26 protein-coding genes are annotated in these 23,967 nt (G+C 60.1%); 22 read left to right on the top strand and 4 right to left on the bottom strand.

Features of this window, described 5'->3' with window-relative positions:
* Positions 1-24: 24 nt before the first annotated feature.
* Positions 25-1,125: a Gfo/Idh/MocA family protein gene (locus THECO_RS14875; RefSeq protein WP_015255861.1), complete on the top strand. Its 1,101-nt coding sequence runs from the start codon at positions 25-27 to the stop codon at positions 1,123-1,125.
* Positions 1,126-1,433: 308 nt separating this feature from the next.
* Here THECO_RS14875 and THECO_RS14870 read toward each other — a convergent pair whose 3' ends face one another.
* Entirely contained in the window at positions 1,434-1,853 is a 420-nt protein-coding gene (locus tag THECO_RS14870; protein WP_015255860.1) for a DUF4395 domain-containing protein, read from the bottom strand.
* Between the two features lie 209 nt (positions 1,854-2,062).
* Between THECO_RS14870 and yunB the strand changes: the two genes are divergently transcribed.
* Positions 2,063-3,124 carry a sporulation protein YunB gene (gene yunB / locus THECO_RS14865; protein WP_015255859.1) on the top strand — a complete coding sequence of 354 codons (1,062 nt, stop codon included), beginning with the start codon at positions 2,063-2,065 and terminating at the stop codon, positions 3,122-3,124.
* Between the two features lie 19 nt (positions 3,125-3,143).
* Here yunB and THECO_RS14860 read toward each other — a convergent pair whose 3' ends face one another.
* Positions 3,144-4,229: a M23 family metallopeptidase gene (locus THECO_RS14860; RefSeq protein ID WP_015255858.1), complete on the bottom strand. Its 1,086-nt coding sequence runs from the start codon at positions 4,227-4,229 to the stop codon at positions 3,144-3,146.
* Between the two features lie 146 nt (positions 4,230-4,375).
* On the opposite strand from THECO_RS14860, the gene lipA reads away from it, so the two are divergent.
* Together lipA and THECO_RS22050 are read left to right on the top strand one after the other, a co-directional pair.
* Complete coding sequence (lipA, locus tag THECO_RS14855) at positions 4,376-5,278, top strand: lipoyl synthase (protein WP_015255857.1); 903 nt, start codon at positions 4,376-4,378, stop codon at positions 5,276-5,278.
* Between the two features lie 57 nt (positions 5,279-5,335).
* Positions 5,336-6,229, top strand: coding sequence for a YutD family protein (locus tag THECO_RS22050; protein WP_015255856.1), 894 nt, complete (start codon positions 5,336-5,338; stop codon positions 6,227-6,229).
* Between the two features lie 54 nt (positions 6,230-6,283).
* On the opposite strand, the gene THECO_RS14845 is transcribed toward THECO_RS22050, so the two are convergent.
* Positions 6,284-6,901 (bottom strand): superoxide dismutase, encoded by a 618-nt coding sequence (locus tag THECO_RS14845; RefSeq protein ID WP_015255855.1) that lies wholly within the window; start codon positions 6,899-6,901, stop codon positions 6,284-6,286.
* 179 nt (positions 6,902-7,080) lie between these two features.
* Here THECO_RS14845 and THECO_RS22745 point away from each other — a divergent pair, with 179 nt between their 5' ends.
* The 9 genes from THECO_RS22745 to folE all read left to right on the top strand — a co-directional run bounded on the left by THECO_RS22745 (position 7,081) and on the right by folE (position 12,927).
* Positions 7,081-7,524, top strand: a complete 444-nt coding sequence (locus THECO_RS22745) for an HTH domain-containing protein (protein ID WP_052835921.1) — start codon at positions 7,081-7,083, stop codon at positions 7,522-7,524.
* Positions 7,472-8,203, top strand: a complete 732-nt coding sequence (locus THECO_RS14835) for a hypothetical protein (protein ID WP_015255853.1) — start codon at positions 7,472-7,474, stop codon at positions 8,201-8,203. The genes THECO_RS22745 and THECO_RS14835 overlap by 53 nt, the downstream gene beginning before the upstream one ends.
* A 323-nt stretch (positions 8,204-8,526) precedes the next feature.
* Positions 8,527-8,949, top strand: coding sequence for a GNAT family N-acetyltransferase (locus THECO_RS14830; protein WP_015255852.1), 423 nt, complete (start codon positions 8,527-8,529; stop codon positions 8,947-8,949).
* A gap of 125 nt (positions 8,950-9,074) precedes the next feature.
* On the top strand, positions 9,075-9,689 hold the full coding sequence (gene lepB / locus THECO_RS14825; protein ID WP_015255851.1) for a signal peptidase I: 615 nt from the start codon (positions 9,075-9,077) through the stop codon (positions 9,687-9,689).
* Positions 9,690-9,703: 14 nt separating this feature from the next.
* Complete coding sequence (gene rnhA, locus THECO_RS14820; RefSeq protein ID WP_015255850.1) at positions 9,704-10,150, top strand: ribonuclease HI; 447 nt, start codon at positions 9,704-9,706, stop codon at positions 10,148-10,150.
* 22 nt (positions 10,151-10,172) lie between these two features.
* The gene (gene queG / locus THECO_RS14815) at positions 10,173-11,429 is read left to right on the top strand and encodes a tRNA epoxyqueuosine(34) reductase QueG (protein WP_015255849.1); all 1,257 of its coding nucleotides are present in this window, start codon (positions 10,173-10,175) and stop codon (positions 11,427-11,429) included.
* Positions 11,430-11,470: 41 nt separating this feature from the next.
* Positions 11,471-12,028 carry a methylated-DNA--[protein]-cysteine S-methyltransferase gene (locus THECO_RS14810; RefSeq protein ID WP_157373583.1) on the top strand — a complete coding sequence of 186 codons (558 nt, stop codon included), beginning with the start codon at positions 11,471-11,473 and terminating at the stop codon, positions 12,026-12,028.
* Between the two features lie 50 nt (positions 12,029-12,078).
* On the top strand, positions 12,079-12,300 hold the full coding sequence (locus tag THECO_RS14805) for a YneF family protein (protein ID WP_015255847.1): 222 nt from the start codon (positions 12,079-12,081) through the stop codon (positions 12,298-12,300).
* Between the two features lie 33 nt (positions 12,301-12,333).
* On the top strand, positions 12,334-12,927 hold the full coding sequence (folE, locus tag THECO_RS14800; protein WP_015255846.1) for a GTP cyclohydrolase I FolE: 594 nt from the start codon (positions 12,334-12,336) through the stop codon (positions 12,925-12,927).
* A gap of 284 nt (positions 12,928-13,211) precedes the next feature.
* Here folE and THECO_RS14795 read toward each other — a convergent pair whose 3' ends face one another.
* Positions 13,212-14,927 carry a glycerol-3-phosphate dehydrogenase/oxidase gene (locus THECO_RS14795; protein WP_015255845.1) on the bottom strand — a complete coding sequence of 572 codons (1,716 nt, stop codon included), beginning with the start codon at positions 14,925-14,927 and terminating at the stop codon, positions 13,212-13,214.
* Between the two features lie 453 nt (positions 14,928-15,380).
* Between THECO_RS14795 and THECO_RS14790 the strand changes: the two genes are divergently transcribed.
* From THECO_RS14790 to THECO_RS14750, 9 genes are all read left to right on the top strand, one after another.
* Positions 15,381-15,989, top strand: a complete 609-nt coding sequence (locus tag THECO_RS14790) for a glycerol-3-phosphate responsive antiterminator (RefSeq protein WP_015255844.1) — start codon at positions 15,381-15,383, stop codon at positions 15,987-15,989.
* Between the two features lie 263 nt (positions 15,990-16,252).
* Complete coding sequence (locus THECO_RS14785; RefSeq protein WP_015255843.1) at positions 16,253-17,569, top strand: ABC transporter substrate-binding protein; 1,317 nt, start codon at positions 16,253-16,255, stop codon at positions 17,567-17,569.
* A 145-nt stretch (positions 17,570-17,714) separates the two neighbouring features.
* Positions 17,715-18,626 carry a carbohydrate ABC transporter permease gene (locus THECO_RS14780; protein WP_015255842.1) on the top strand — a complete coding sequence of 304 codons (912 nt, stop codon included), beginning with the start codon at positions 17,715-17,717 and terminating at the stop codon, positions 18,624-18,626.
* A gap of 17 nt (positions 18,627-18,643) precedes the next feature.
* Entirely contained in the window at positions 18,644-19,468 is an 825-nt protein-coding gene (locus tag THECO_RS14775) for a carbohydrate ABC transporter permease (protein ID WP_015255841.1), read from the top strand.
* A 12-nt stretch (positions 19,469-19,480) separates the two neighbouring features.
* Positions 19,481-20,233 carry an MBL fold metallo-hydrolase gene (locus THECO_RS14770; RefSeq protein ID WP_015255840.1) on the top strand — a complete coding sequence of 251 codons (753 nt, stop codon included), beginning with the start codon at positions 19,481-19,483 and terminating at the stop codon, positions 20,231-20,233.
* A 15-nt stretch (positions 20,234-20,248) separates the two neighbouring features.
* Positions 20,249-21,037: an HAD-IIA family hydrolase gene (locus tag THECO_RS14765; RefSeq protein ID WP_015255839.1), complete on the top strand. Its 789-nt coding sequence runs from the start codon at positions 20,249-20,251 to the stop codon at positions 21,035-21,037.
* Positions 21,038-21,073: 36 nt separating this feature from the next.
* On the top strand, positions 21,074-21,802 hold the full coding sequence (locus THECO_RS14760; RefSeq protein WP_015255838.1) for an MgtC/SapB family protein: 729 nt from the start codon (positions 21,074-21,076) through the stop codon (positions 21,800-21,802).
* Between the two features lie 124 nt (positions 21,803-21,926).
* Entirely contained in the window at positions 21,927-22,433 is a 507-nt protein-coding gene (locus THECO_RS14755) for a glycerol-3-phosphate dehydrogenase C-terminal domain-containing protein (RefSeq protein ID WP_083883284.1), read from the top strand.
* Between the two features lie 597 nt (positions 22,434-23,030).
* Positions 23,031-23,837 (top strand): copper amine oxidase N-terminal domain-containing protein, encoded by an 807-nt coding sequence (locus THECO_RS14750; RefSeq protein WP_015255837.1) that lies wholly within the window; start codon positions 23,031-23,033, stop codon positions 23,835-23,837.
* Positions 23,838-23,967: the final 130 nt, after the last annotated feature.

Below are 23,967 nucleotides of genomic sequence, written 5' to 3'. Positions count from 1 at the left end.
CACGGAAAGAAGGAAAGTTCGGCTATGGACAAAGTGAAAGCCGGCATCATCGGCACCGGCAACATCAGCGGGATTTATTTTCAGAACGGCAGCCGGTTTGAATCGCTCGAGATTGTGGCCTGCGCGGACATCGACGTCGAGCGGGCGATCGCCAAGGGCGCGGAATACGGCGTGCGCGGCTGCTCCGTCGAAGAGCTGCTCGCCGATCCGGAGATTGAGATGGTCATCAACCTGACGATTCCGAAGGCACACGCGCCGGTGAATCTGCAGGCGCTCGAGGCCGGCAAGCACGTGTACGTGGAGAAGCCGCTGGCGGTGACCTGCGGGGAAGGCCGCGAGGTGCTGGAGCTGGCCGGACGCAAGGGGCTGCTCGTCGGCAGCGCGCCCGACACGTTCCTGGGCGGCGGCATCCAGACCTGCATCAAGCTGATCGAGGAAGGGGCGATCGGCACGCCGATCGGCGCGACGGCGTTCATGATGAGCGGCGGCCACGAGTCGTGGCATCCGTCGCCGGAGTTCTACTATCAGGCCGGCGGCGGGCCGATGTTCGACATGGGGCCGTACTATCTGACGGCGCTCGTCGCGATGCTCGGCCCGATCCGGCGCGTCACCGGCTCGGCGCGCATCTCGTTCCCGGAGCGGACGATCACGAGCCAGCCGAAAGCCGGAACGGTCATTCCGGTCGAAGTGCCGACGCACATCGCCGGCGTCATCGACTTTGAATCGGGACCGGTCGCCACGATCATTACAAGCTTCGACGTGAAGGGCGGCTCGACGCTGCCGCGCATCGAAGTGTACGGCAGCGACGGGACGCTCGTCGTGCCGGACCCGAACACGTTCGGCGGTCCGGTGCAGTTGTCCCGAGCCGGCGCGCGCGAATGGATTGAAGTGCCGCTCACCCACGGCTACACGGGCAATTCGCGCGGCGTCGGCGCCGCCGACATGGCGAAGGCGATCCGCACGGGCCGGCCGTATCGCGCGAACGGCACGCTCGCGTACCACGTGCTCGAGGCGATGCACGGCTTCCACGCGGCGTCGGAGGAAGGCCGGCATTACGTCATGGTGAGCACCTGCGCGAAGCCCGCGCCGCTGCCGGCCGGATTGCCGGAATTCACGCTGGACTGAATTTTGGACAAGAAAGCCGACCAGGAGGGCTGTTCCTGATCGGCTTTCTTGGCGTCCTGGACCGTCGGGGTGCGGATTGGCGCAAAAATTGCCGCCATTCCGCCCGAAAAGGCAAAGTCGACGCGAATAGGCGCAGAATCTTCTTCTGATTCCGGGGAACCGGCCGATTTCGCGCAAATTTTCCGGAATAGAAGCAGAATTTTCTTCTTTTTCGGGTGAATGCCGAAAATTCGGCCCGATAAGCGAAGCAGCTTCGCTTATCGGGCCGAACGACTTGGAAGGGGTTGATCTCCACGCGCGCCAAGGCCTCAACGCGCGCGCAGCGCCCGCCATCTCTTGTACTGGTAGTAGATCGTGCAGCCGATGCAATAGCCCGCCAGGGCGGCCAGCGCGGCCAGTCCGACCATGCCGGAGGCGATGTGTCCCGGCCAGCTCCAGCCGGCGAGATGGAACACGGACGACAGGCCGAGCAGCAGCACGGCGATCGTCTGGTTGAACCTGGCAAGCTCCGCCGCCTGCGTCTCGGACCGCCTCAGCCGCTCGTCCGCCAGCGCCGACCGGGCGAGAAGAATGAACAGGCTCGCCCGCGGGCCGAACGCAAGGCCGGCAAGCTGGATGAGGAACAGGGCGTAGATCCACCACGGCTGCTGAGAGGCCAGCGCGATGACGACGAACAGGACGATGCCGGCCTGATTCGCTTTGATCAGGGGAAGCGGGATTTCCTTCATGTCGGGACCTCCTTCCGAAATCGTGATCCTCAAGCTAAAACCGACCAATCATATCTATCTGCTCACCATTAAAACGCAGCAGGCGCCGGATGTCAATGAAGGCGGGCGGAAGATCACGGCGGGGAAATGTTTCCGGGCGGGGGCGCATATGCTGGGATGAGGAAGCCGTCGGACGGGCGGCTGGCGGCCAGACAGCGGAGGTGACGCGAATGGCGAGATGGGGAAGACGCGGCATCGCGCATTGGCTCGGCGCGCTCTTGCCGGGAAGGCGCGGCGTCATGCGCATCCGCCGGCGCAGAGGATGGCGCCGGCCCGGCGCGGGCGGACGATTTGCCGCCGGCAGCCGTCCGGCCTCGGGGGGCCGGTTCGTCTCCGGAAACCGGCCCGCATCGGGCGGCCATTTTGTCGCGGGCGGCCGGACCGCTCTGTTCGCCCGTCCGGCGCGGGGCGAACGGCATCACCGGCCCGCCGGGACGCGAATGCGCGTCAGCTCAAGGCCTCCGCGCCGGGAAAGACGGAGGCTCGGCGGAAAGCGGCTGTTCCTGATCGTCTTCCTGTCCTTCTTCGTGTTCGTGACCGTCACGTTCGTCTATGTGGAACGCAACCTCCGCCCGCCGCTCATGCATGTCGCCACGATGCGGGTGAAGCAGATCGTGACGCGGGCGATCAACGAGGCGATCAGCAATCATGTGGCGAGCCATGCGAACGCGGAACGGCTCGTGGAATGGCAGAAAAGCGAAGACGGACGGGTGTCCGGCTTCATGCTGAACTATGCCGAGCACATGCGCATCACTTCGGAGACGATCGAGACGGTGCAGCGGACGCTGCACGAGATCAAGCATGTGCCCGAGCACATCCCGATCGGCCAGGCGATCGGCAGCGCGGTGATCGCGTCGTTCGGCCCGCGCTTGCCCGTCCGTTTCGAGCCCGTGGGCGCGGCGAAGGTGGAGCTGGGCACGCGCCAGCGGGACGCAGGCATCAACATGATTCTCGTGGAAGTGTATATCCGGATTACAGCCGAAATGGCCATCATCATTCCGTTCGATACGCAGCCGGAGACGGTCGTGACGGAAATTCCGATCTCTTATCTGCTCGTCGTCGGCGACGTGCCGATGTACTATTACGACAACAAGGGCAATCCATCCGGATCAACGGCCGATCACGCGCCGAATATCGCGCTGCCGCTGCCGGAACCGGACAAAGAAACCTCCGGCGAGGCGCATGAAGAGACCGGAACCGGAAACGAAGACGCCGTGCCGGAGGAATCGTGAGAAAAAGATCCGCGGCCGTTCACCACTTGTACGTGCCGTTCCGTATCCGCTGCCAGTCCTCGCGCTCCCATTTTTTCAGCAGCGGGTAAGGATCGAACGCCCACTCGACGAGACCGCGATCGCGGTACAGGCCGAAGTGGAGATGGGGCGGGAACTTGCCCGACGTGCCCGGCTTGCCGTAGCCGGAGCTGCCGACCCAGCCGATGACCTGGCCCGGCTTCACGATGTCGCCGGGCTTCAGGTTTTTGTCGTACCCGGACAGATGGGCGAAATAGTGATACACATTGTCAAGGTCCCGGATGCCGATCCGCCAGCCGCCGAACCGGTTCCATCCTTTCGTCTCGACGACGCCGTAGCAGGTGCTGCGGACGGGCACGCCGTAGTCTGCGAAAATGTCCGTCCCCTCGTGAATCCGGTAGCCGCCCCAGCCCCGCGCCGCTCCCCAGGTGTCCCGATACGAGTAGTCGGCGCGGACGGGCAGCGGGAACGCGTGATCGTCGAGATCGAGCCGGTCGAAGGCGGCGTACAGCGCGGAAAACTGCAGGACGCGTTGGACTGCGCGGGTGTTGTGGTAATATTCCCACAGCCCGATGGCGAAATCGTCTTCCGCCGTGCCGGATTTGAGCAACTGCTGCGCGACCGTCCAGAGGATGTCCTCGTCATCCGTCCGGTCGGCGCGTCTGTCGCCGTTGCCGTCCAGGCCGATGCCGCCGAAATGGCGGATGACCGCCGGATTCGTCTCGTTCTCGTCCGGGTTCAGCTCGCCCGCCCACCGTTCGGGCGGCACATAGATGGCGATCAGACCGCGCGGCTGCGGTCGTGATTTCGGACGAGCCTTCGTCAGCGTCCGCTCGTACTGATCGATGGCGGCCAGATGGTGCCAGGGGATGCCGGTCAGCATGCTGATCCGGTCGAACAGCGCGCGGCGTTCGGCATAGACGTCGCGCTCCGGCGTCACCTTGCCGGCCGCGGGCGCCGCCTGGGCGGCGGGAACCGCCGCAGCAGCCAGAAGCGCCAGGGCGGCGCAGGCTGCGGCGATGCGTCGAACGGCCCGCGATGCCATGTCGAACCGGCTCCCCGCGCCTCTCCGCGTCAACCGAAGCATAGCGTTCCATCGCCTCCTTGTCCTCCGTTAGCATCTGCAGATCATTGGTTTTTATCCGAATCGTGTTATAATAAGAAAGATTATGGCTCCACTCTAGCAAGGGTCTGGGACTGCGGTCCCGCCCGTAAGGAAAGCGGGGATCCCCCATGAGCACACGCGAAAAGCAAAGGCTGCCGAAGCCGGACTGGCTTCGGATCCGGCTTGCGACGGACGGCAACTATGCCGAACTGAAGACGATGATGCGCGCGAAGACGCTGCATACCGTATGCGAGGAAGCGCGCTGTCCGAATATTTATGAATGCTGGGCGAACCGGACGGCGACGTTCATGATCCTCGGCGACATCTGCACCCGCGCCTGCCGGTTCTGCGCGGTGAAGACCGGCCAGCCGACGGAACTCGATCTGGCCGAACCGGAACGGGTCGCGGAAGCGGCAGAGCAGATGATGCTGCGCCACTGCGTCGTGACGAGCGTCGCGCGCGACGATCTGGCCGACGGCGGCGCGCAGGTGTTCGCCATGACGATCAAGGCGATCCGCAAGCGGCTGCCGCTGTGCAGCGTGGAGGTGCTCATTCCGGACTTCATGGGCAACTGGGATGCGCTGCGCACCGTCATGGACGCGAAGCCCGACATCCTGAACCACAACATCGAGACGGTCCGCCGCCTGTCGGACAAGGTGCGGGCGAAGGCCAAATATGACCGCTCGCTCGAACTGCTCCGGAAGGCGAAAGAGATGCAGCCGAACATTCCGACGAAGTCGAGCCTGATGCTCGGGGTCGGGGAAGAATGGCACGAAATTCTCGAGGCGATGGACGACCTGCGCGCCGTGGACTGCGACATTTTGACGATCGGACAATATTTGCAGCCGACGCCGAACCATCTGCCCGTGGAGCGGTACGTCCATCCGGACGAATTCAAAGCGCTGAAGGAAGAAGGGCTCAAAAGAGGCTTCCGCCATGTCGAATCGGGTCCGCTCGTGCGCAGTTCCTATCATGCCCATGAGCAGGTGCAATCGGCGGCGGCGGCGCTGACCCATTCGGCCGGAAACTGAGCGAAAGGATTCGGGGAAGCATCGGAACAGAACCGGTGCGGGAAATGGGGGTTCATCTTGATCAATATCGGCGGAAGAGTATTCGAGCTGGTGCTCGATCACAAAGGCGGCTGGAACCCCGAAGCCTTCAGGGAACGGTACAGCGAAGTGCTGGACCGCTATGATTACGTCATCGGCGATTGGGGTTACAACCAGCTGAGGTTGAAAGGATTTTTCCGCGACAATCATCCGAAAGCGACGAAAGATACGTCGATCAGCCATCTGGTCGACTATCTGCACGAATATTGCAACTTCGGCTGCGCGTACTTCGTCCTGCGGCGGGTGCCGGGGGATGAACGCAGCCGGACGGCGCCGGAAGAAGAGCCGGTCGTGTTCACGCACGCGCTGCCGGCCACCGGCGAGACTGCTGCCGGCCTCGCCGGCAAGGCGGCCGCGCTGCCCGGCGGCGAGCGGCTCATGCGCTGGCGGGCCGACCAGTCGACCGGCCGGGAAGGCCGGGCGCTCCGCATCGCGGCCGAGCGGGCGGAGCTGGAAGCGCTCATTCTGCAGCGCGAACTGCGGGAAGCGCGGGAACAGCGCGAGCAGCAGAAGCAGCAGAAGCGGCAGGCGCCCAAGAGCCCGGGATTCGGGCAGCAGAAGCCGCAGGGGCAGGGCGGCGGACAGCACGGCGGCAAGCGCGGAGGGGCGTCCGGCGGGCGGCAGGAGCCGCGCGGCGGACAGCAGGGCCAGGGTGCGCCGGGCAAGGGCGAGCGGCACCAGCATCAATCGGGCGGCCGGAAGCCGGAGGCTTCCCGCGGCGACCTGCATTGCGGCCGGCAGCCGAACGCGCGCCCCGGCGACGCGCCGCGCGGATCGCGCCATCCCAAGGGCGACCGTTCGGGCGGCGAGCAGCACCGGAACCGGCGGCCGAACGCGCAGCAAGCCGCGCCGGCGGGATCCGGCGAGACGTAAACAGCGAAAAGGGGTTTTCCCGCAGCGGGAAAACCCCTTTTTGTCAGGCTATTTTTATTTCTTCACGGCTGCTTCGTAGCGCTTGCCGACTTCGTCCCAGTTGACGATGTTCCAGAACGCGGCGATGTAGTCCGGGCGTTTGTTTTGATATTTCAGGTAGTAAGCATGCTCCCATACGTCCAGACCGAGGATCGGCGTGTCGCCTTCCATGAGCGGGCTGTCCTGGTTCGGCAGGCTGTACACTTTCAGCTTGCCTTCCGGCGATACCGCCAGCCAGGCCCAGCCGGAACCGAAACGGGTCGTGGCCGCTTTCGTGAAGTCTTCCTTGAATTTCTCGAAGCCGCCCAGTTCGCTGTCGATCGCCGCAGCGAGCGCGCCCGTCGGAGCGCCGCCGCCGTTCGGGCTTAAGGTAGTCCAGAACAGCGAGTGGTTCGCGTGGCCGCCGCCGTTGTTGCGAACAGCCGTGCGAATCGATTCGGGAACGGCGTTCAGGTTCGAGATCAGCTCTTCGACCGACTTGCTTTGCAGTTCCGGAGCGGATTCGAGCGCTGCGTTCAGGTTCGTGACATACGTGTTATGGTGACGGCCGTGGTGGATCTCCATCGTCGTCGCGTCGATGTGCGGTTCGAGCGCGTTCGTCGGGTACGGAAGCGGTGGCAGTTGATGAGCCATGGTTCGTTTACCTCCTGCGTTCAATTTTTTACAGCATTATTATCCATGATTCGCCGGAATAAATCAACATGGATGTTGCGAAAGTCCGGCGCGAGGAAGGCTTGAATCGGTGACAATCTTCATGTCACCGTCGTGTTGCTATGATCATGACGGGAAGCGAGGGAACCGCGTTGAGACGGATGGACAGGCTGGTGGCGATTCTGATCGCGCTGCAGCAGCGGCCGGAGACGGCGCAAAGTCTGGCGGACAAGTTCGAGGTGTCCAGGCGGACGATTCTGCGGGACATGCAGGCGCTCGCCGAGATGGGCGTTCCGATCTGGGCAGAGCCCGGGCCCGCCGGCGGCTTCCGGCTGATGGAAGGGTACAGGCTGCCGCCGCTGCAGCTGGATTCGCAAGAGGCGCTCACTCTGCTGTTCGCGCTCCGCGCGCTCACGCGGCTCGCTGAAGAATGGCACTGGGCGGTGCGCTTCTTTTACACGCTTGGGCCGGATGCCGAGGTGATGGAGCCGGAGCGGCTTCGGCGCGAGATCGCCGGCATGGCGAGGCAGGTATGCGAACGGTACGAACGGCATGCCGGACGGGACGGTCATCGAGCGGGGCGGCAAGAATTTGACGGAGAATGAGGGAGGATGGAACGATGGGAAACAACGAAAGATCGGCTGCTTCGCCCCGGACGTGCTGGACGGGATCATCCGGTATTTGCGCGGCATCACGCTGCCGGACGGCGGGCTGCCCTTCGTCTTCAAGAGCGCGGGCGAATACACGCATGCCCCGTGGTGGAGGGCGGAGCGCGACGATGTGCCCTCGATCAACCCGACCGGCAGCATCCTCGGCCTCCTGTACAAGCAGCGGGTGCGGACGGAGATATTCGCGGAAGAATGGTTCGTGAAGAACGAAGCGTATGTCTGGCGCGTGGTGGAGCGGGAAGAGCCGGCAGGCTACCATGACGGAGTGAACTGGCTGATGTTTCTGCTGCATGCGCCCGACCGGAATCGGGCCGAACGGCACTTGTCCAAGTTCGATGCGTGGCTGGGCCGCCCCGGGACGATCGAGCGCAACCCTGACGCCGAAGGCTATGTGCATAAAGTGCTCGATTGGGCCCCCCGTCCGGACAGCCATGCGGCGAAATTCGTCACGGAGTCGGAAGTGCGGGAGCATCTGGAGACGCTCGTCCGCCTGCAGCGGGAAGACGGCGGCTGGCCGATCCACTGGCAGACGGTCAGCCCCGGCGCGGAGCTGGCATGGCGCGGCTGGATAACGGTGGAACGGCTGAAGACGCTGCGGGCGTACGGGGTGATTTGAGTCGGGGTGGAATCTGTCGAGGATTCGTTCATATACATTTCGATAAGACGAGACATGGCGCATGGGACCTGCCGGTGAGCCCGAGCATAAAGTAACAATGGAAGGTGCCGCTGTCTGCCGCAGCTGCGAACCCGCATTTCCGAACAAGGCTAACTATTAATGGAAGTAAGCGCTTAAAATACACATCTACGGACAGCATTTCCACGAATGAGACGAATTTTTTAAACTTTTTTTAAGATTTTGCAGGAATCCGTTCATTTTTGTCGTAAATGAAAAGGTGCTTGTCTTTTCTCATTTGACGAAAATGCGGGGGTACTCATTCCATGGTTGTTCGCTCTTTTCAACTGTCGGATTACCGTGCGGTATCGGAGCTGATGGAGTCCGTTCTCTCCGAAGCCTGTTGTGAAGAGACGCGCGAAGCTTTCGCCCGCCAGCTCGGCTGGGACAGCGACCTGATCCTGGTGGCGGAGATTGAAGGCGCCATCGCGGGCTTCATCATCGGCACGATCGACAGGGACCGCGGCTATTACTACCGGATCGCCGTTCATCCGGACTATCGCGGCCGGGGATGCGCGAAGGCGCTGATCCAGGGGCTCAAGATCCGGTTTGAACAGCGCAAGGTAACGCAGGTCATGGTTGCCGCGGACGAGCATAACCAACCGATTCTTCCGCTATACGAAGCCATGGGCTACAAAGCCCAGGATTTCCAAAATTCGAACCGAAAACTCGCGATCATGGCGGGCTGAAGGCCGGCCTTGGGCGTCGAATCGATCGAAGTTCTCACAGCATATGTTGCGCGCCTTGCTTTTGGCCGCAAGATATGCTTTTCTATTCTCAGCGCCCTTGAGGGCATCCGCGGGCGGAGGATGACATGAACAAACCGGCGGAGACCACGGAGACGGATGAACGGTTCGCCGACAGGCGCGAACGGTCCCGGCGAAAGCGCGGCGCGAAGCCGAAGGGATGGCGGGAAGAGCTGTCCGATTGGCTCAAGTCGCTCGCCTTTGCGGTTGTCGTCGTGGCGGTTCTGAAACTGTTCGTCTTCGACCTCACGACCGTGCACGGCATCTCGATGGAACCGACGCTGAAGACGGGCGAGCGGCTGCTCGTCAACAAGATCGGCTACCGGCTGGGCGGACCGGCCCGCGGCGACATCGCCGTGCTGGTCGATCCCGCGCCGACTCCCGGCGACAGCAAGTATATCGTCAAAAGGGTCATCGGCGTCGCGGGGGACACGATCGAGATCCGCGGCGGCGTGCTGTATGTGAACGGCGAGCGGCTGGCCGAGCCGTACGCGGATGTTGCGATCGCCGGTCCCGATTTCGGACCGCTCACGGTCGAGCCGGGCAAGGTGTTCGTCATGGGCGACAACCGGCGGAGCGGCGCCAGCAAGGACAGCCGTTCGTTCGGGACGGTGCCGGCGGGCAGCCTGCTCGGCAAGGCGGAATTCATCCTCTGGCCGATCCCGCGCTGGAAGAAGATATAGGAGCGACACGGCACGTGAAAGAAGTGACGATCTACACGGACGGCGCATGTTCCGGCAACCCGGGGCCGGGGGGCTGGGGCGCCGTTCTGTTCTATGGACCGCATCGCAAAGAAATATCCGGCGGCGAACCGATGACGACGAACAACCGGATGGAGATCGTCGCGGTCATCGAGGCGCTCAAGCAGCTCAAAGAGCCTTGCGCCGTGACGGTGTACAGCGATTCGGCGTATGTGGTGAACTGCTTCCGGCAGAACTGGATGCAGGGCTGGCTGAAGAACGGCTGGCGGAACAGCAAGGGCAAGCCGGTGGAAAATCAGGATCTCTGGCAGGAACTCTGGTCGCTGATGCAGCGGCATCGGGTATCCTATGTGAAGGTGAAAGGCCACAGCGACAACGAATGGAACAACCGGTGCGACGAGCTGGCCCGGGCCGAGATCAGGCGGCAGTCGCAGCCGGGCTGACGAGAGGAGCGTGGGGTCCGCCATGACGGAGCGGCCCGCGGCGTTTTACGCCGAGCTGAAGGCGGAGATGAAAGCGGCGGCGCGGTCGCTCGGCATCGACAAGATCGGCGTCGCATCGGCGGAGCCGTTCACAGAGCTCAGGCGCACGCTGGAGCGGCACCGCGCGCTCGGCCGCGAATCCGGCTTCGAGGAGCCGGACCTCGACAAGCGGACGAATCCCGCGCTGCTGATGGAGGACCCGCAATCGATCATCGCGATTGCGGTCGCCTATCCGTCGAAGCTGCGCGATGCGCCGAAGTCCGAGCCGGGGGCCCGCCGCGGCATCCTGTCGCGCTCGGCATGGGGGCGCGACTACCACGAGGTGCTGCGGGACCGGCTGAGCCGGCTCGAGGCATGGCTGCGCGAGCGGGCGCCGGAGCTTCGGGCGCTGTCCATGACGGACACGGGCGCGCTCGTCGACCGCGCCGTCGCCGAGCGGGCCGGCATCGGCTGGAGCGGCAAGAACTGTTCGATCATCACGCCCGAGTTCGGTTCCTGGGTGTACCTCGGCGAGATGATCACGAACTTGCCGCTGCCGCCGGATGCGCCGGTCACGGAGATGTGCGGCGAGTGCACGAAGTGCATCGACGCCTGCCCGACCGGCGCGCTCGTCGGGCCGGGCGAGCTCAATGCGCAGGCGTGCGTCTCGTATCTGACGCAGACCAAGGGTTACTTGAGCGACGGGCAGATGCGCAAGATCGGCAACCGGCTGTACGGCTGCGACACGTGCCAGATCGTCTGCCCCGTGAACCGCGGCAAGGACTGGACGCATCACGAGGAGCTGCAGCCGGACCCGGACACGGTGAAGCCGCTGCTTGTGCCGCTGCTGTCGATGAGCAACCGCGAGTTCAAGGAGCGGTTCGGCGCGTCCGCCGCCGCCTGGCGGGGCAAGAAGCCGATCCAGCGCAACGCGGTCATCGCGCTCGGCCATTTCCGCGAGGCGTCGGCGGTGCCGGATCTCATCCGCGTGCTGACGGACGATCCGCGTCCGGTGCTGCGCGGCACGGCCGCCTGGGCGCTCGGCCGCATCGGCGGCCCCGAGGCGGAGCGGGCGCTGCGGCAGGCGCTCGATCGCGAGGCCGATCCCGAAACTTCGGCGCGGATCAAGGCGGCGCTTGAGGCGCTTGAGAATCCCGAGCCGCGGGATGCGGCCGGCGGCCGAGCGGACGACCGCAGGCACGGCGGCGCGGACAGCGGCGTTCCTATATACGAGGAAGGCGCGGCGAAGCCGGGCGTCTGACGCCCGCCGCATGCGCTGCGGAAGGAGGACTGGGTATGGATATGGGGCAACCGACACTTGTCCGCTGGATCGAAATCGATTCGCCCGTCGGACCGCTCGTGCTTCTGAAGGCGGACGGCAGGCTGTGCCGGGTCGAATTCGGCCGGATGGAAGAGCGCCGCGCGGCCTTGACCGCATGGGCGGCCGAGCACGGACTGGCCGGCGATTTCCGGCACGCGCCGGACGATCCGCTGCTCAAGGAAGCGGCGGCACAGCTTGCGGCCTATTTCCGCGGCGAGCGCTTCCGGTTCGAGCTGCCGACGGCGATGTACGGCACGCCCTTCCAGAAGGCGGTGTGGGCGGCGCTCGCCGCCATTCCGTACGGCGAAGTCCGCTCGTACAAGGCGGTCGCCGGGGCGATCGGCCGTCCGTCGGCGGTGCGGGCGGTCGGCGGGGCGAACAACCGGAATCCGCTGCCGATCATCGTGCCGTGCCACCGGGTCGTCGGCGCGGACGGATCGCTCGTCGGCTACGCGGGCGGGCTCGACGCGAAAAGGCGCCTGCTCGAACTGGAGCGGTTGGCCGCGAACGTTGCCCGGCCGCTGGCGAACGTGCTATGATTTAGTGGCATCGCGGGAGAACGCATCATGCAGAAGGGGGGGCGGCCGAAATGAGCGCATGGGATATCATCATACCGATTCTGACTTTGGTCGTCGGCCTGGTCGGCGGATTCGCGGGCGGCGTTTTCTATCTGCGCCAGCAACTGATGAAGATGCAGAGCGATCCGGAGATGCTGCAGAAGATGGCCAGGCAGATGGGCTACAACCTGAACAAACAGCAGCTGCAACGCGCGCAGCAGATGATGAAACGGGGGAACATCGGCCGCAAATAGGCCGTTGTGCCTCCGGGGGAGGCGATCATCGAGATGGCAGGCGTGAAGGATTATGCCAATCGGCATGTGGCGGAGAACCGTGCCGAACTGGAGCGGCTCGTCCGGGAAATGCTGCGGATGATCGGGGAAGACCCCGACCGGGAAGGGCTGCTCGATACGCCGGCCCGCGTCGTGCGAATGTTCGAGGAAATCTACGCCGGCTATTCGGTCGATCCCGGCGACGTCCTCGGCGTCACGTTCGACGAGCAGCATGAAGAACTCGTGATCGTGAAGGATATCGTCTATTACAGCCAGTGCGAGCATCACCTCGCGCCGTTTTTCGGCAAGGTGCACATCGGCTATCTCCCGAGCGGTAAAATCGTCGGGCTGAGCAAGCTGGCGCGGCTGGTCGAGGCGGTCACGCGCAAGCTGCAGGTGCAGGAGCGCATCACGAGCCAGATCGCGGACATCCTCGAGGAGAGGCTGCATCCCCACGGCGTCATGGTCGTCGTGGAAGGCGAGCATCTGTGCATGTGCGCCCGCGGCGTCAAGAAGCCGGGCAGCAAGACGGTCACTTCCGCGATCCGCGGGGAATTCCGGGAGAGCGCCGCGCTCAGGGACGAGTTTCTTCAACTGATCCGGATGTAACGGAATGGCATGCATGCACAGCAGACAGCGCTCCGAAGGACAAAGGTCCCGCGGAGCGCTGTTTTTCATTTGGTGGTGCAACCCGGCAGCCGGTTGCTTCGTCGGACATGCAAAAAAGTTCCATGTCGCTGAAGGGGGAAGGCCATGAAAAGAACTGCTTATATCGGGCATGGATTGGTGTCACAGGATGAATATGAGCAAGTTCAATTGGTCGGAACCGTGACCGAGAATGTGCCCATTGACCGGCATCCGGCAAAAGAAATGTCCTTACCCGGCCCCCCGATTCACGGCGCGGTCGGGTTGACCGCTTCCTCCAGGAACCGATCCAGATCGCGGTCGTACTCCTTGCGTACAGCTTCACTCCAGCCCAGCCGTTCTGCCATGGCGGACGAAACGGCTTCCTTCCATTTCACAACCTGCGGCCGGTCGAAATACAGCATGCCCGTGCGGCGGATCCAGAAATCCTCCGGTTTGACGGCCATTTCCGCTTCCATGGCATAAAGAAGCTGCGCGGCCAGTGCGGCGGGCAGGCCGTGTCTTTCGGCGAAATCCCGAGACTCCGCCGCCAGCTGGAACAGCCGGCGGGCATTGGAACCATAACGATGCAGGATGCGGGATGAGTCTTCTTCGCGGAGTCCCGCGGCCGTGCCGGCCGGAATCAGCCGGCGGACGAAGTCCCCGAAGCCCGAACCGCCTCCCACGTCGCCGCCGGAAATCGGCAAATTGCGGGTGCGGCAGGGCGGAAGGGCCGGCAGACCGTCATTCTTTCGCTTCATGCCCACCAAGTCCACGACTTTCTCTGCCATTTTGCGGTAGCCGGTCAGCTTGCCGCCCGCGATGGATATGAGACCGGAAGGCGACACGAAAATTTCGTCGCGGCGGGAGACTTCGGACGGGTTTTTGCCTTCCTGGCGAATGAGCGGGCGCAAACCAGCCCAGCTGGATTCCACGTCGCGGGAAGTCAACTTCAGCGAAGGAAAGATGAAATTGGCGGCGCTCAGCAGATAGTCCAGATCATTCCGGTCCATTACGGGATGGGCAGTATCGCCGTGATAATCCGTGTCGGTAGTGCCGACATACGTCTTGCCGTCGCGTGGAATGGCGAAGACCATCCTGCCGTCCGGCGTGTCGAAATAAATCGCCTGTCGGAGCGGGAACCTCTTCCCGTCGAACACGATGTGGACGCCCTTGGTCAGGCGAAGCGTCTTTCCTTCTCTGGATTTGTCCATCTCCCGGATCGTGTCGACCCAGGGACCAGCGGCGTTGATGACATGACGGGCCCGGACTTCAAAACGGTCGCCGCTGATGCGGTCCCGGATGACCGCTCCCGCCACGCGGCCGCTCAGGTACAGGAGCGACTCAGCCGCCGCGTAGTTCACCGCCATTGCTCCGAATTCCACCGCCCTTTTCAGCACTTCTAGGGTCAGCCGTGCATCGTCGGTGCGGTATTCCACGTACAGACCGCTGCCCAGAAGTCCTTCCCGCTTCAGAAGCGATTCCCGTTGTAGCGTCTCCTCCGCGCTGAGCATGACGCGGCGTTCGTGCCGCTTGACGCCTGCCAGCCGGTCATAGAGCATAAGACCCAGCGACGTGGTGACCGGTCCGAGCGAGCCTCCCTTGTAAAACGGAAGAAGCATCTTTTCCGGGATCGTGACGTGAGGCCCGTTTTCGTAGACGACAGCCCGTTCCCGTCCCACTTCGGCAACAACGCCGAATTCCATTTGTTTCAGATAGCGCAGGCCTCCGTGAATGAGTTTGGTCGAACGGTTGGAGGTGCCGGCGGCGAAATCCTGCATCTCCACCAGCGCCGTCCTCAGTCCGCGGGTGACGGCGTCAAGGGCGATGCCAACCCCGGTGATTCCTCCGCCGATGATGAGAAGATCCAAGGGTTCCCGGTTCATCGCCTGCAGCACCCGCATCCGGTTCCATGCTGCAAATCCGCCGAAGGAACCGTTTTCCTTTGTTGCTCCGTTTTGCTGCACATTCAAAGATGTCTCCATGCTTTGTGCGATCCTCCTTTTTTTGATAAAAGAAAAAACCGCCATCCGCTTCGCCAGACCAGGCGAAGCAAAATGAACGGTTTCTCAAAGTCTCCATACCGCTATGGACTTGTTGGATGCATTATATCACAAAACTCAAAAGTTGTGTTGGTTTTTGTGACTTTCTGCAAGAGGACGGGCTGTTTGATAACGATTGAAGGCGGATGTTAATATGCAAAAACGGAAGCGCTGCGTATTCCATATACCCGGGTACGAGATTTGGAGAACCCGTTTATTCACCCTATGGCAGGCAGAATGCCTTTCCGCGGTTGAGTGAAGGGTTTCTGATTGGTAAAATTCCTGCATCAATTGCCAACCACCCATCGGCTGGACTATAATTTAGGAGCGCGATATGACAACGCTTTCTTTCACAACTTGGGACATTTCGCAGTCCGTCGATGAGAGTGGGAATGAATGAAAAATCAGAACACCAACATGAAAACGATCAGTTACGCACTCAAAACCAAACCGGTCATCACGTCCATCGTGTCGGACAATGATCTGGAACCCGTGCTCCGGACCGCGTCGAACATTGTCTTTCTGTTGACGGGCAATATATTTACGCTGAAAGGAATTACGGAGAGGGTGCAAGATGCCGGAAAACTGATGTTCGTCCATCTGGATCTGATGGAAGGACTGGGGAAAGACGCGGAGAGCGTCCGGTACCTGGCCGAGGTCATCAACGTGGACGGCATCGTGACCACGCGTTCCAATCTCATTCAGTTCGCCCAAAAATGCGGGCTCATCTCGATCCAGCGCCTGTTCGTGTTTGATTCCGTCTCGCTGGACAACAGCATCCGCATTATCAAGAGCTCCAAACCGGACGCGATCGAGGTGCTCCCGGGCATCGTCGTTCCACGGGTCATGGGGAAGTTGCGGCAGGAAATTGACCTGCCCGTCATTGCCGGCGGGCTGATCTCGGATCTGGACGATCTGAAAAATGTTCTCGATCACGGAGCCATCGGGATATCCACTTCCTCGAAGGAGTTATGGAAGTGGCAAGATGATCGAGAAAAAAAATAACTTGCCAATTTTGTCGATTTCCGTTATCCTTTGTCGTAGCAACAATCACAATTGAATAGCACAAAGGTGGAGATTGAGGAGAAGCCTTTTACTGAGAATGGGGACGCTTTCATTTGGCGTGAGAGCGCTTTCGAGCAAAAGGCTTTTTGATTTGTGCGAGGAGGTGCTTTTGTCTATCTCATAGACTTCACGGATTCCGCAGAGGATTCCGCAGAGTTTGCACTCTCAAAGTTAACCAACAGACATGTGGAGGGGTGTGCGGTATGCGAAAAAAAATTACCGCGTTCTGGGCGCTCATCCTGAGCGTCATGTTGAGCCTTTCCGCCTGTTCCGGCGGAAGCGAATCGTCGAACTCAAGCGGCGGTTCCTCTGATGGAGCGGCGGCGCAATCGGGCAAGAAAGTGGAACTCGAATTTTACTATCCCGTGGCGGTCGGCGGACCGATCCAACAGCTTATCGACCAGTTGGCCAGCGACTTCATGGCGGAACATCCCGACATCGTCGTGAATCCGATTTATGCCGGCAGCTATCAGGATACGATGACGAAGGTGACGACCGCGGTGCAGGGCGGCAATCCTCCCGACATGGCGGTGCTCCTGTCGACGGAATTATATACACTGCTGGAAATGAAGGTGCTCGAAGAACTGACAAATCACTTCCCGCAAGAGTATTGGAATGACTTTTTCGAAGGGTTCATGGGCAACACGAAATCCGGGGACCAGATCTGGAGCGTGCCCTTCCAACGCAGCACGATCGTGCTTTATTACAACAAGGACAAGTTCCGGGAAGCGGGTCTGGATCCGGAGAAACCGCCGACCACCTGGGAAGAGCTGGTGGAATACGGCAAGCAGTTGACCACCGGCGACCAATGGGGCATTGAAATCCCCAGTACGGGCTATCAATACTGGATGCTCCAGGCGATGGCCCTGCAAACCGGCGGCAACATCATGTCCGGTGACGGCAAAAAGGTGTTCTTCACAGAACCCTACGTAGAGGAAGCGCTGCAATTCTACGTAGATCTGGGCCAGAAGCACCAAATCATGCCCAAGGGCATCCTGGAATGGGCCACGGTGCCGTCCGATTTCATCAGCGGTAAGACCGCGATGATGTATCACACCACCGGCAACCTGACGCGTGTCAAGAACGAGGCGAACTTCGATTTCGACGTCGCGTTCCTCCCGGCAAACAAGCAATACGGTTCGCCGACGGGCGGCGGAAACATCTACGTGTTCAAGGACATTCCAGAGGAAAACAAACAGGCCGCTCTGGAATTCATCAAGTTCCTGACCCGGCCCGAACGGGTCGCCCAATGGTCCATCGACACCGGCTATGTGGGTACGACGAAATCGGCCTATGAGACGGATCTGCTGAAAAAGTATGTGGAAGAGTTCCCGCAGGCGGCGGTGGCGAGAGACCAACTTCAGTACGCGGACAGCGAGCTGTCCACTTATCAGAACGGGATGGTGACCAAGTTCCTGAACGACAACGTCCAGGCCGCGTTGAGCGGCGACATTACGCCCAAAGAGGCGCTCGAAAAGTCGCAAAGCGACGCCGACCGGACTCTGGCTCCGTATCAATGAGCCGCTAACAATCGCAACTTCCCGAGGGCAGGAGAAGACGAGAAGCCACTCATGCTTGTAACGGACGCAAGTCCGCTTATAGCATGGGGTTTCTCGTCCTTTTCCATATTAGGCAAAGACTTTGTACATGTGCAGGTGATCACGAATGGCGCAGCCACTTTCAGGTAGCTACGGGGCAAGTGCGAGGCGGCGCACTAATTGGAAGAAACAGGCCTTTGCGTATGCTCTGCTTCTTCCTTCCCTGGTTTTCCTGACGCTGTTTACGTACTACCCGACGCTGAAGACGATCTGGTACTCGTTCCAAAGCTCGGGGTTCGGGGTCAAAGCCTTTGTCGGCTTCGACCAATACATCCGGGTGTTTGAAAATGACGTATTCTGGAAGGTCCTTAAAAACAACCTGTTTTTGCTGATCATGACGGTGCCGGGCAGCATTCTGCTGGCGATGTATGTCGCGATTTGGGTTAACGAGCGCATGAAAGGCAACGGATTTTTGCGGACGGCGTTCTTTTACCCCACCGTGATCCCGATGATTGCCATCGCCAACATCTGGCTGTTCATTTATACGCCCGACTACGGTCTGCTCGACAAGTTCCTGGAAATTATCGGGGTAAGCGGGCCGAACTGGCTGGGGGATTCCAGCGTCGTCATGTGGGCGATGGTGATCATGGTCATTTGGAAAGAAGTCGGATTCTTTATGGTGTTTTATCTGGCGGGGCTGCAAAATCTGCCGACGGAAATCTACGAGGCGGCGAAGTTGGATGGTATACCGCCGTTCCGGTTGTTCGTCAGGATCACTTTTCCGCTGCTCATGCCGACCACGCTCTTCTGCATGATCATCGCGACGACGAACTCGTTCAAGCTGGTGGACCATCTGTACATCATGACCAAGGGCGGGCCGAACAACGCCAGCAACCTGCTTCTGTATCATATCTACGAGAACGCGTTCAGCTTCTGGGATACCGGTGCTGCGGCCGTTCTGACGGTTGTGTTGCTTATCATTCTGCTTTCCATTTCCATCTTCAATTACGCCTATCTTGACAAGCGGATTCATTATTGAGGGAAAGGTGGCCATCCATGCGCGCAGAACCGTACAAAATCGTCAACAGGATCCTGGTCACGCTGCTGGCCATCATATTCATCTTCCCGCTGATCTGGACGGTCATCACCTCCTTTACGCCGGGGAGTGAAATTATTACACGCAGCAATCCCTTTGCCGTCCACCATCCGACGTTTGAAAATTACATCGCGGCATGGGAGAAGGTTCCGTTCCTGCTTTATTACAGCAACACCATCATAATCGTGCTGGGCATTCTGGCGGTGCAGATGATCACCGTCACGCTTGCCGCCTACGCCTTTGCGCGGTTGAACTTCATCGGGCAGAGTTTCATTTTCATCCTGTTCCTGGTGCAGATCATGATTCCGCCGGAAGTGCTCATTTTTCCAAACTACATGGTCATGAAAGAACTGGGCCTGCTTGACGACAAACTGGCGATCATGCTGCCGTACTGGGCATCGGCGTTCGGGGTGTTCCTGCTTCGGCAGCAGTTCAAGCAGATTCCGTACGAGCTGGATGAGGCATCCCGGGTGGACGGGTGCAAATGGTGGCAAACCCTGTGGCACGTGTATCTGCCCTCGGCCAGACCGACTTATATCTCCTTCGCGCTGGTCTCGATCAGCACGCACTGGAACAACTTCATGTGGCCGCTGATCGTCACCAACTCGGTGGAATCGCGTCCTCTGACGGTCGGTATCGCCATCTTCGCCCAGACGTTCGAAACGGGCGTCCAATGGGGAACGGTCACGGCCGCGACGATGCTGGTCATTCTGCCGCTGCTGCTCGCATTCCTCATCTTCCAGCGGCAGTTCGTCGAAAGCTTCATGCATTCTGGTATCAAGTAAGGTGGAGATTTCATGGACGTGACTTTGATGGGAACCGCCTCCGCGGCGTCGGGGAGCGGCCGTGACAACACGTATCTCTTGATTGGCGATGAACAGGGGGCCACGCTGGTCGATGTCGGCGGCAATCCGCTCGGCAAGCTGAAAACTCTTCAGGTGCCTCTTTCCGATATCCGTCGCGTCGTACTGACGCACGGCCACATCGACCACGTATACGGTCTGCCTTCCCTGCTGTGGGGACTGTGGCTGGACGGGCGTAAAGATCCGCTGGATCTTTACTGTCCGGACGAGATTCATCCGTGGCTGGAAAACTGGCTGCAAGTCACGGGAGCATGGGTATGGCCGATCGGCTTTAAACTACGCTTCCATCCGTTCGATTGGCGTCAGAGGCAGGTCCTTTGGCAACATGGCGATTCACGCCTGGAGGTGTTCCCCGGGCGGCACGGCGTGCCCGCCGCGAGCGTGGCGTATGCTCACCGGGACAGGGTCCTGGTGTATTCCTCCGATACGTCGCCGAACGAGGAAATCCGGGCGTACGGGGAAATCGATCTCCTGGTGCACGAGGCGACGACCGCCCGCCGGCACTGGGAAGGCCACAGCAGCCTGGAAAAAATCGCACAATTCTACGACTGGGACCGGATCCGGCGTGCGGTGATGGTACATCTCACGGATGGCGAACCTTACGACGAGGTGTGGCAGAGCCTTCCGGGACAAATTCGCACCAAAATCTCGTTCGGCCGGGACCTGATAACGATATCCATCATGTGATTGAGGGGTAGCAGTGTGAATCAATTCGCAGGATACATTTTCGATTTGGACGGCACGATCTATCTGGGCGACCATGTGATCGAAGGCGCCCCCGAGACAATCCGGCACTTGCAATCATTGAACCGGAGACTGCTTTTTCTCACCAACAAGACGATTGAATCCCGCGAGTATTATGTGAAGAAACTGAAGCGCTTCGGCATTGAAGTAACCTTGGAGAATCTGCTCAGCCCGACGGTGGTCACGATTCACTATTTGCGCGCCCACTATCCGAATGCCAGCGTGTATGTCATCGGGGAACCGGTGTTCAAGGACGAACTGGAGAGAAGCGGCATCCGGCTGGCGAAGGCGCCGGAAGAGACGGATGTGGTGGTCGTTTCCTGGGACCGGGATTTCCATTACCGCCATCTCGACGATGCCTACCAGGCCATCGTGCGCGGTGCGGACGTGATCGCCACGCATCCGGACCGCACCTGCCCGATGCCGGGCGGTGCCGTTCCCGATTGCGGCGGCATGATCGGCGCCATCGAAGGCGTGACGGGAAACAAGGTGGAAGTCATCATGGGGAAACCGTCGGCCCATACGGCCCTCACCGCATTGGAAATTCTGGGGGTGGAGGCATCCGATTGCCTGATGACGGGCGACCGTCTGGAGACGGACATCCTCATGGGTCAACAGGCGGGGATGAACACCGCCGTGGTGCTCACTGGGGTGACCAAACGGGAGAATCTGCAGCGCTCGGAGATTAAGCCGACGTTCGTTCTGGAATCCGTCCGGGATATCCTCCTCGCCAGGGAGCGTGGGTAACAGGACAGTTCCAGCCGGGAAAGGGGTGTGCACGTATTGCCCGAACTTTTTATCGTTCAGTTGGATATCTGGACAATGCTGCTTCGGCTGGCTTTGTCCGCTCTGCTGGGCGGACTGATTGGCTGGGAAAGGGAAAGGCGAAACAAGCAGGCGGGACTGAAAACCAATCTGCTCGTAGCGGTCGGATCGACGCTCATCATGTTGACCTCCATCTACGGGTTTGATAACCTGCTGCTCAACCATCCGAACGCCCGGTTCGACCCCGCCCGCCTGGCGGCACAGGTCGTCAACGGCATCGGGTTCCTCGGAGCAGGCGTCATTATGCGCCGTTCCGACAATATCATATCGGGCCTGACCACCGCCGCGACCCTGTGGACGGTGTCCGCGATCGGCCTGGCCGTCGGCTCCGGGTTTTACCTGCCCGCCTTCATCACCGCCCTGCTCATGCTGCTGAGCAATCTGCTCTTGGGCAAGGTGGAAACGCGCTTCCGGTCGAGCAAGCGTGCGGCGAATCTGAAAGTCAGCCTGCTGGTTCAAAGCCCTTCATCGGAACTGGAGCCGATCCACGCGATTTTTGACGAATTCGGTATGAAAATTCGCGACATGCGGCTGACTAGGGAACAGGACGGAGGAGAAGATGGCGACCACCGGATGATGCTGGCATATGACGTCCATGCGTCCAACGACGTGACCATTCATGAGATGGTCCGCAGTCTGTGGACGGTGAAAGGCGTTGCGGACGTGCGGATACACTGGGGTGTCTGAAGAGACAAACGAAGACAGACAAGCCCGCATCCTTCGGGATGCGGGCTCTCTGCTGTACACCCGGAATGGGCGTCATCTTTAGGGTGAAAGTCCCGAAAGGGGGCTGGCGAGCGCCAACCGCTAGCTGAGGGCAAGGGTATCCGCCGCGAGGCGGAATCTGAAGGAAGCCGTAGGCAAACGCACGGGCCAAGGTACACGAACTGGATTCGAGGCAGGGCTAGTCGTCGGGGGCGCTGCCGGGTTCGAGGCGCATGTCCGGCGGCAGATCGAAGCCGGCGTCTTGGCCGGGCTCGACGCGGTAGAGGCGAAGCGGATCGCGCGCCGATATGGCTCCAACGCGCTGAAACTCTATGCGCTGGCGGGCGAGTCGCGCGAGTTCGCCGAGCGGCACGGGCTGCCTGTCGCGCTTGCCGCGGAGCTGCGGTACGCCGTCACGGCGGAGATGGCCGCGACGCCGGCGTATTTCTGGGTTCGCTGTACGGGCCGGCTGTACTTCGACCGCCCCGGAGTGCTGCGGTGGAAAGACACGGCGAGCGCCGCGATGGCCGAGCTGCTCGAATGGAGCGCCGCGCGGTGCGTGGAGTACGACCGGGAGCTGGAGCGGTTGCTGGCGGAGGCGGTGGCACCGTGAGGCAAAAGACTAGGTTTAAGTCTATTGTACCATGCGACCTAAGCCCAATTGAAAAAAACAAAAAAATGCTAATATTTATAATAACCATATTAATACTAAATTATTACTTAAAGGAGGAAAAGTTATGAGATCAAGAAAAATCCCGGTGATGTTGTAAACAACCTGAAGTTTTATTTGAAAAAGGCCAGCTCCTCGGCAACGACCTATACGGCTTATCTTATTGTAGGAGCGACAGAGGTAAAATTTGCATCAACATCTCTGACAAGCATTACCACAACGTCTGTAAAAAGAGTTACATCGATTGCCAAAGCAGGATTTGATGGAACGAATATCGTTGGAAAATCATTGAATCAGAAATGGGATTCGGTTCAGGTATCTTTGCATAATTCTGATTACTATTATTCGTGGGGATCATACTCTGAATATAGCTACTGGGATACAACCAAAAATATGTGGTATGGAACGATTGATTGCATACCGTCTTACATCCACCGGTCCAATGGATATGTTTCCATTTACAAATGATTGAAACTGATGCTTTAAAATAGTCGTCTTCCATATGACGACTATTTTATTGTGAGTATGGGAGGATTGGCCATGAAACCTTTCAAAGGATTTGTTGCCACGGTCATGCTGTCGGTCTTCGTGTTGACGTTCGCGGGAAGCGCATTTGCGAACAACCTGGAAAAGCTGCCGGATCGGGAGACGCCCATCTATTTGAAAATTGACCGCTTCTACATTCTCTACACCCATCCGCACGCGCCGTTTGTTGACGAGAAGAATCGCCTGTTGATTCCGGTCCGCGCCATTCGGGACTTGATGGGCGGAACCGTCGCCTATGACGCAATGACCAGGAGCGCATCCGTGAACTTTGTGGAGCATACCTTCAGGTTTACGATCGGATCGACGACAGTTGTGATCGATGGCGAGAAAACGGACATGGATACGATTCCGGTGCTGATCGACGGCGCGATGTTCGTTCCCATACGATTTATTCTCGATCGTACCGACATGGAGTGGACATGGAACGCCGAGCATGGATATCTGCATATCCGGGATGAACGGGTCGTCAAGGGAAAGCCGTTTGAACAGTTTGAGACGATTGATATGGCGCAAATTGTTGATGAACATGCCATCCATTTGAAATCCTATGCGGTCAATCGAGAAGACAGGTTTCTTACGGTAACCGGGATCAACGTATCGGGTAAAGACATCGAGGCCGGCAAAGCCGATATTCAGCCGTTGACGACTTCTGATGACGGTTTCTCCGTCGATTCCTACAATCGCCCGAGTTACCCCCCGTTGCCGCTTGTCAAAGCGAACGGCGAGGTCACAAAAGAGGTGTTCCTGCCGGGGCTGTCAACGGTGCTGTACATCATTTCCGTAGGTCGGGAGATGAAGTAGACAACGCCCTCCCGACTTCCTATAGGGAAGCAAGAGGGCTGAAAAGTCTGCTTTCTCGCTACCTTGAGCATAGTTAACCTTCGGAACCGCCGTATGCGGACCCGCATGTACGGTGCTGTGAGAGGTCGGG

Source organism: Thermobacillus composti KWC4 (assembly GCF_000227705.2).
GTDB classification, from domain to species: domain Bacteria; phylum Bacillota; class Bacilli; order Paenibacillales; family Paenibacillaceae; genus Thermobacillus; species Thermobacillus xylanilyticus.
The sequence above is the reverse complement of the archived record's forward strand: the minus strand, read 5'-3'. Positions and strand labels throughout refer to the sequence as shown.

Excerpts from the sequence above, each read along its gene's own strand:
- THECO_RS14875 (WP_015255861.1), top strand. The coding sequence starts at position 25 with ATGGACAAAGTGAAAGCCGGCATCATCGGCACCGGCAACATCAGCGGG.
- THECO_RS14870 (WP_015255860.1), bottom strand. The coding sequence starts at position 1,853 with ATGAAGGAAATCCCGCTTCCCCTGATCAAAGCGAATCAGGCCGGCATC.
- yunB (WP_015255859.1), top strand. The coding sequence starts at position 2,063 with ATGGCGAGATGGGGAAGACGCGGCATCGCGCATTGGCTCGGCGCGCTC.
- THECO_RS14860 (WP_015255858.1), bottom strand. The coding sequence starts at position 4,229 with ATGCTTCGGTTGACGCGGAGAGGCGCGGGGAGCCGGTTCGACATGGCA.
- lipA (WP_015255857.1), top strand. The coding sequence starts at position 4,376 with ATGAGCACACGCGAAAAGCAAAGGCTGCCGAAGCCGGACTGGCTTCGG.
- THECO_RS14845 (WP_015255855.1), bottom strand. The coding sequence starts at position 6,901 with ATGGCTCATCAACTGCCACCGCTTCCGTACCCGACGAACGCGCTCGAA.
- THECO_RS22745 (WP_052835921.1), top strand. The coding sequence starts at position 7,081 with ATGGACAGGCTGGTGGCGATTCTGATCGCGCTGCAGCAGCGGCCGGAG.
- THECO_RS14835 (WP_015255853.1), top strand. The coding sequence starts at position 7,472 with ATGCCGGACGGGACGGTCATCGAGCGGGGCGGCAAGAATTTGACGGAG.
- THECO_RS14830 (WP_015255852.1), top strand. The coding sequence starts at position 8,527 with ATGGTTGTTCGCTCTTTTCAACTGTCGGATTACCGTGCGGTATCGGAG.
- lepB (WP_015255851.1), top strand. The coding sequence starts at position 9,075 with ATGAACAAACCGGCGGAGACCACGGAGACGGATGAACGGTTCGCCGAC.
- queG (WP_015255849.1), top strand. The coding sequence starts at position 10,173 with ATGACGGAGCGGCCCGCGGCGTTTTACGCCGAGCTGAAGGCGGAGATG.
- THECO_RS14810 (WP_157373583.1), top strand. The coding sequence starts at position 11,471 with ATGGGGCAACCGACACTTGTCCGCTGGATCGAAATCGATTCGCCCGTC.
- THECO_RS14805 (WP_015255847.1), top strand. The coding sequence starts at position 12,079 with ATGAGCGCATGGGATATCATCATACCGATTCTGACTTTGGTCGTCGGC.
- folE (WP_015255846.1), top strand. The coding sequence starts at position 12,334 with ATGGCAGGCGTGAAGGATTATGCCAATCGGCATGTGGCGGAGAACCGT.
- THECO_RS14795 (WP_015255845.1), bottom strand. The coding sequence starts at position 14,927 with ATGGAGACATCTTTGAATGTGCAGCAAAACGGAGCAACAAAGGAAAAC.
- THECO_RS14790 (WP_015255844.1), top strand. The coding sequence starts at position 15,381 with ATGAAAAATCAGAACACCAACATGAAAACGATCAGTTACGCACTCAAA.
- THECO_RS14785 (WP_015255843.1), top strand. The coding sequence starts at position 16,253 with ATGCGAAAAAAAATTACCGCGTTCTGGGCGCTCATCCTGAGCGTCATG.
- THECO_RS14780 (WP_015255842.1), top strand. The coding sequence starts at position 17,715 with ATGGCGCAGCCACTTTCAGGTAGCTACGGGGCAAGTGCGAGGCGGCGC.
- THECO_RS14775 (WP_015255841.1), top strand. The coding sequence starts at position 18,644 with ATGCGCGCAGAACCGTACAAAATCGTCAACAGGATCCTGGTCACGCTG.
- THECO_RS14770 (WP_015255840.1), top strand. The coding sequence starts at position 19,481 with ATGGACGTGACTTTGATGGGAACCGCCTCCGCGGCGTCGGGGAGCGGC.
- THECO_RS14750 (WP_015255837.1), top strand. The coding sequence starts at position 23,031 with ATGAAACCTTTCAAAGGATTTGTTGCCACGGTCATGCTGTCGGTCTTC.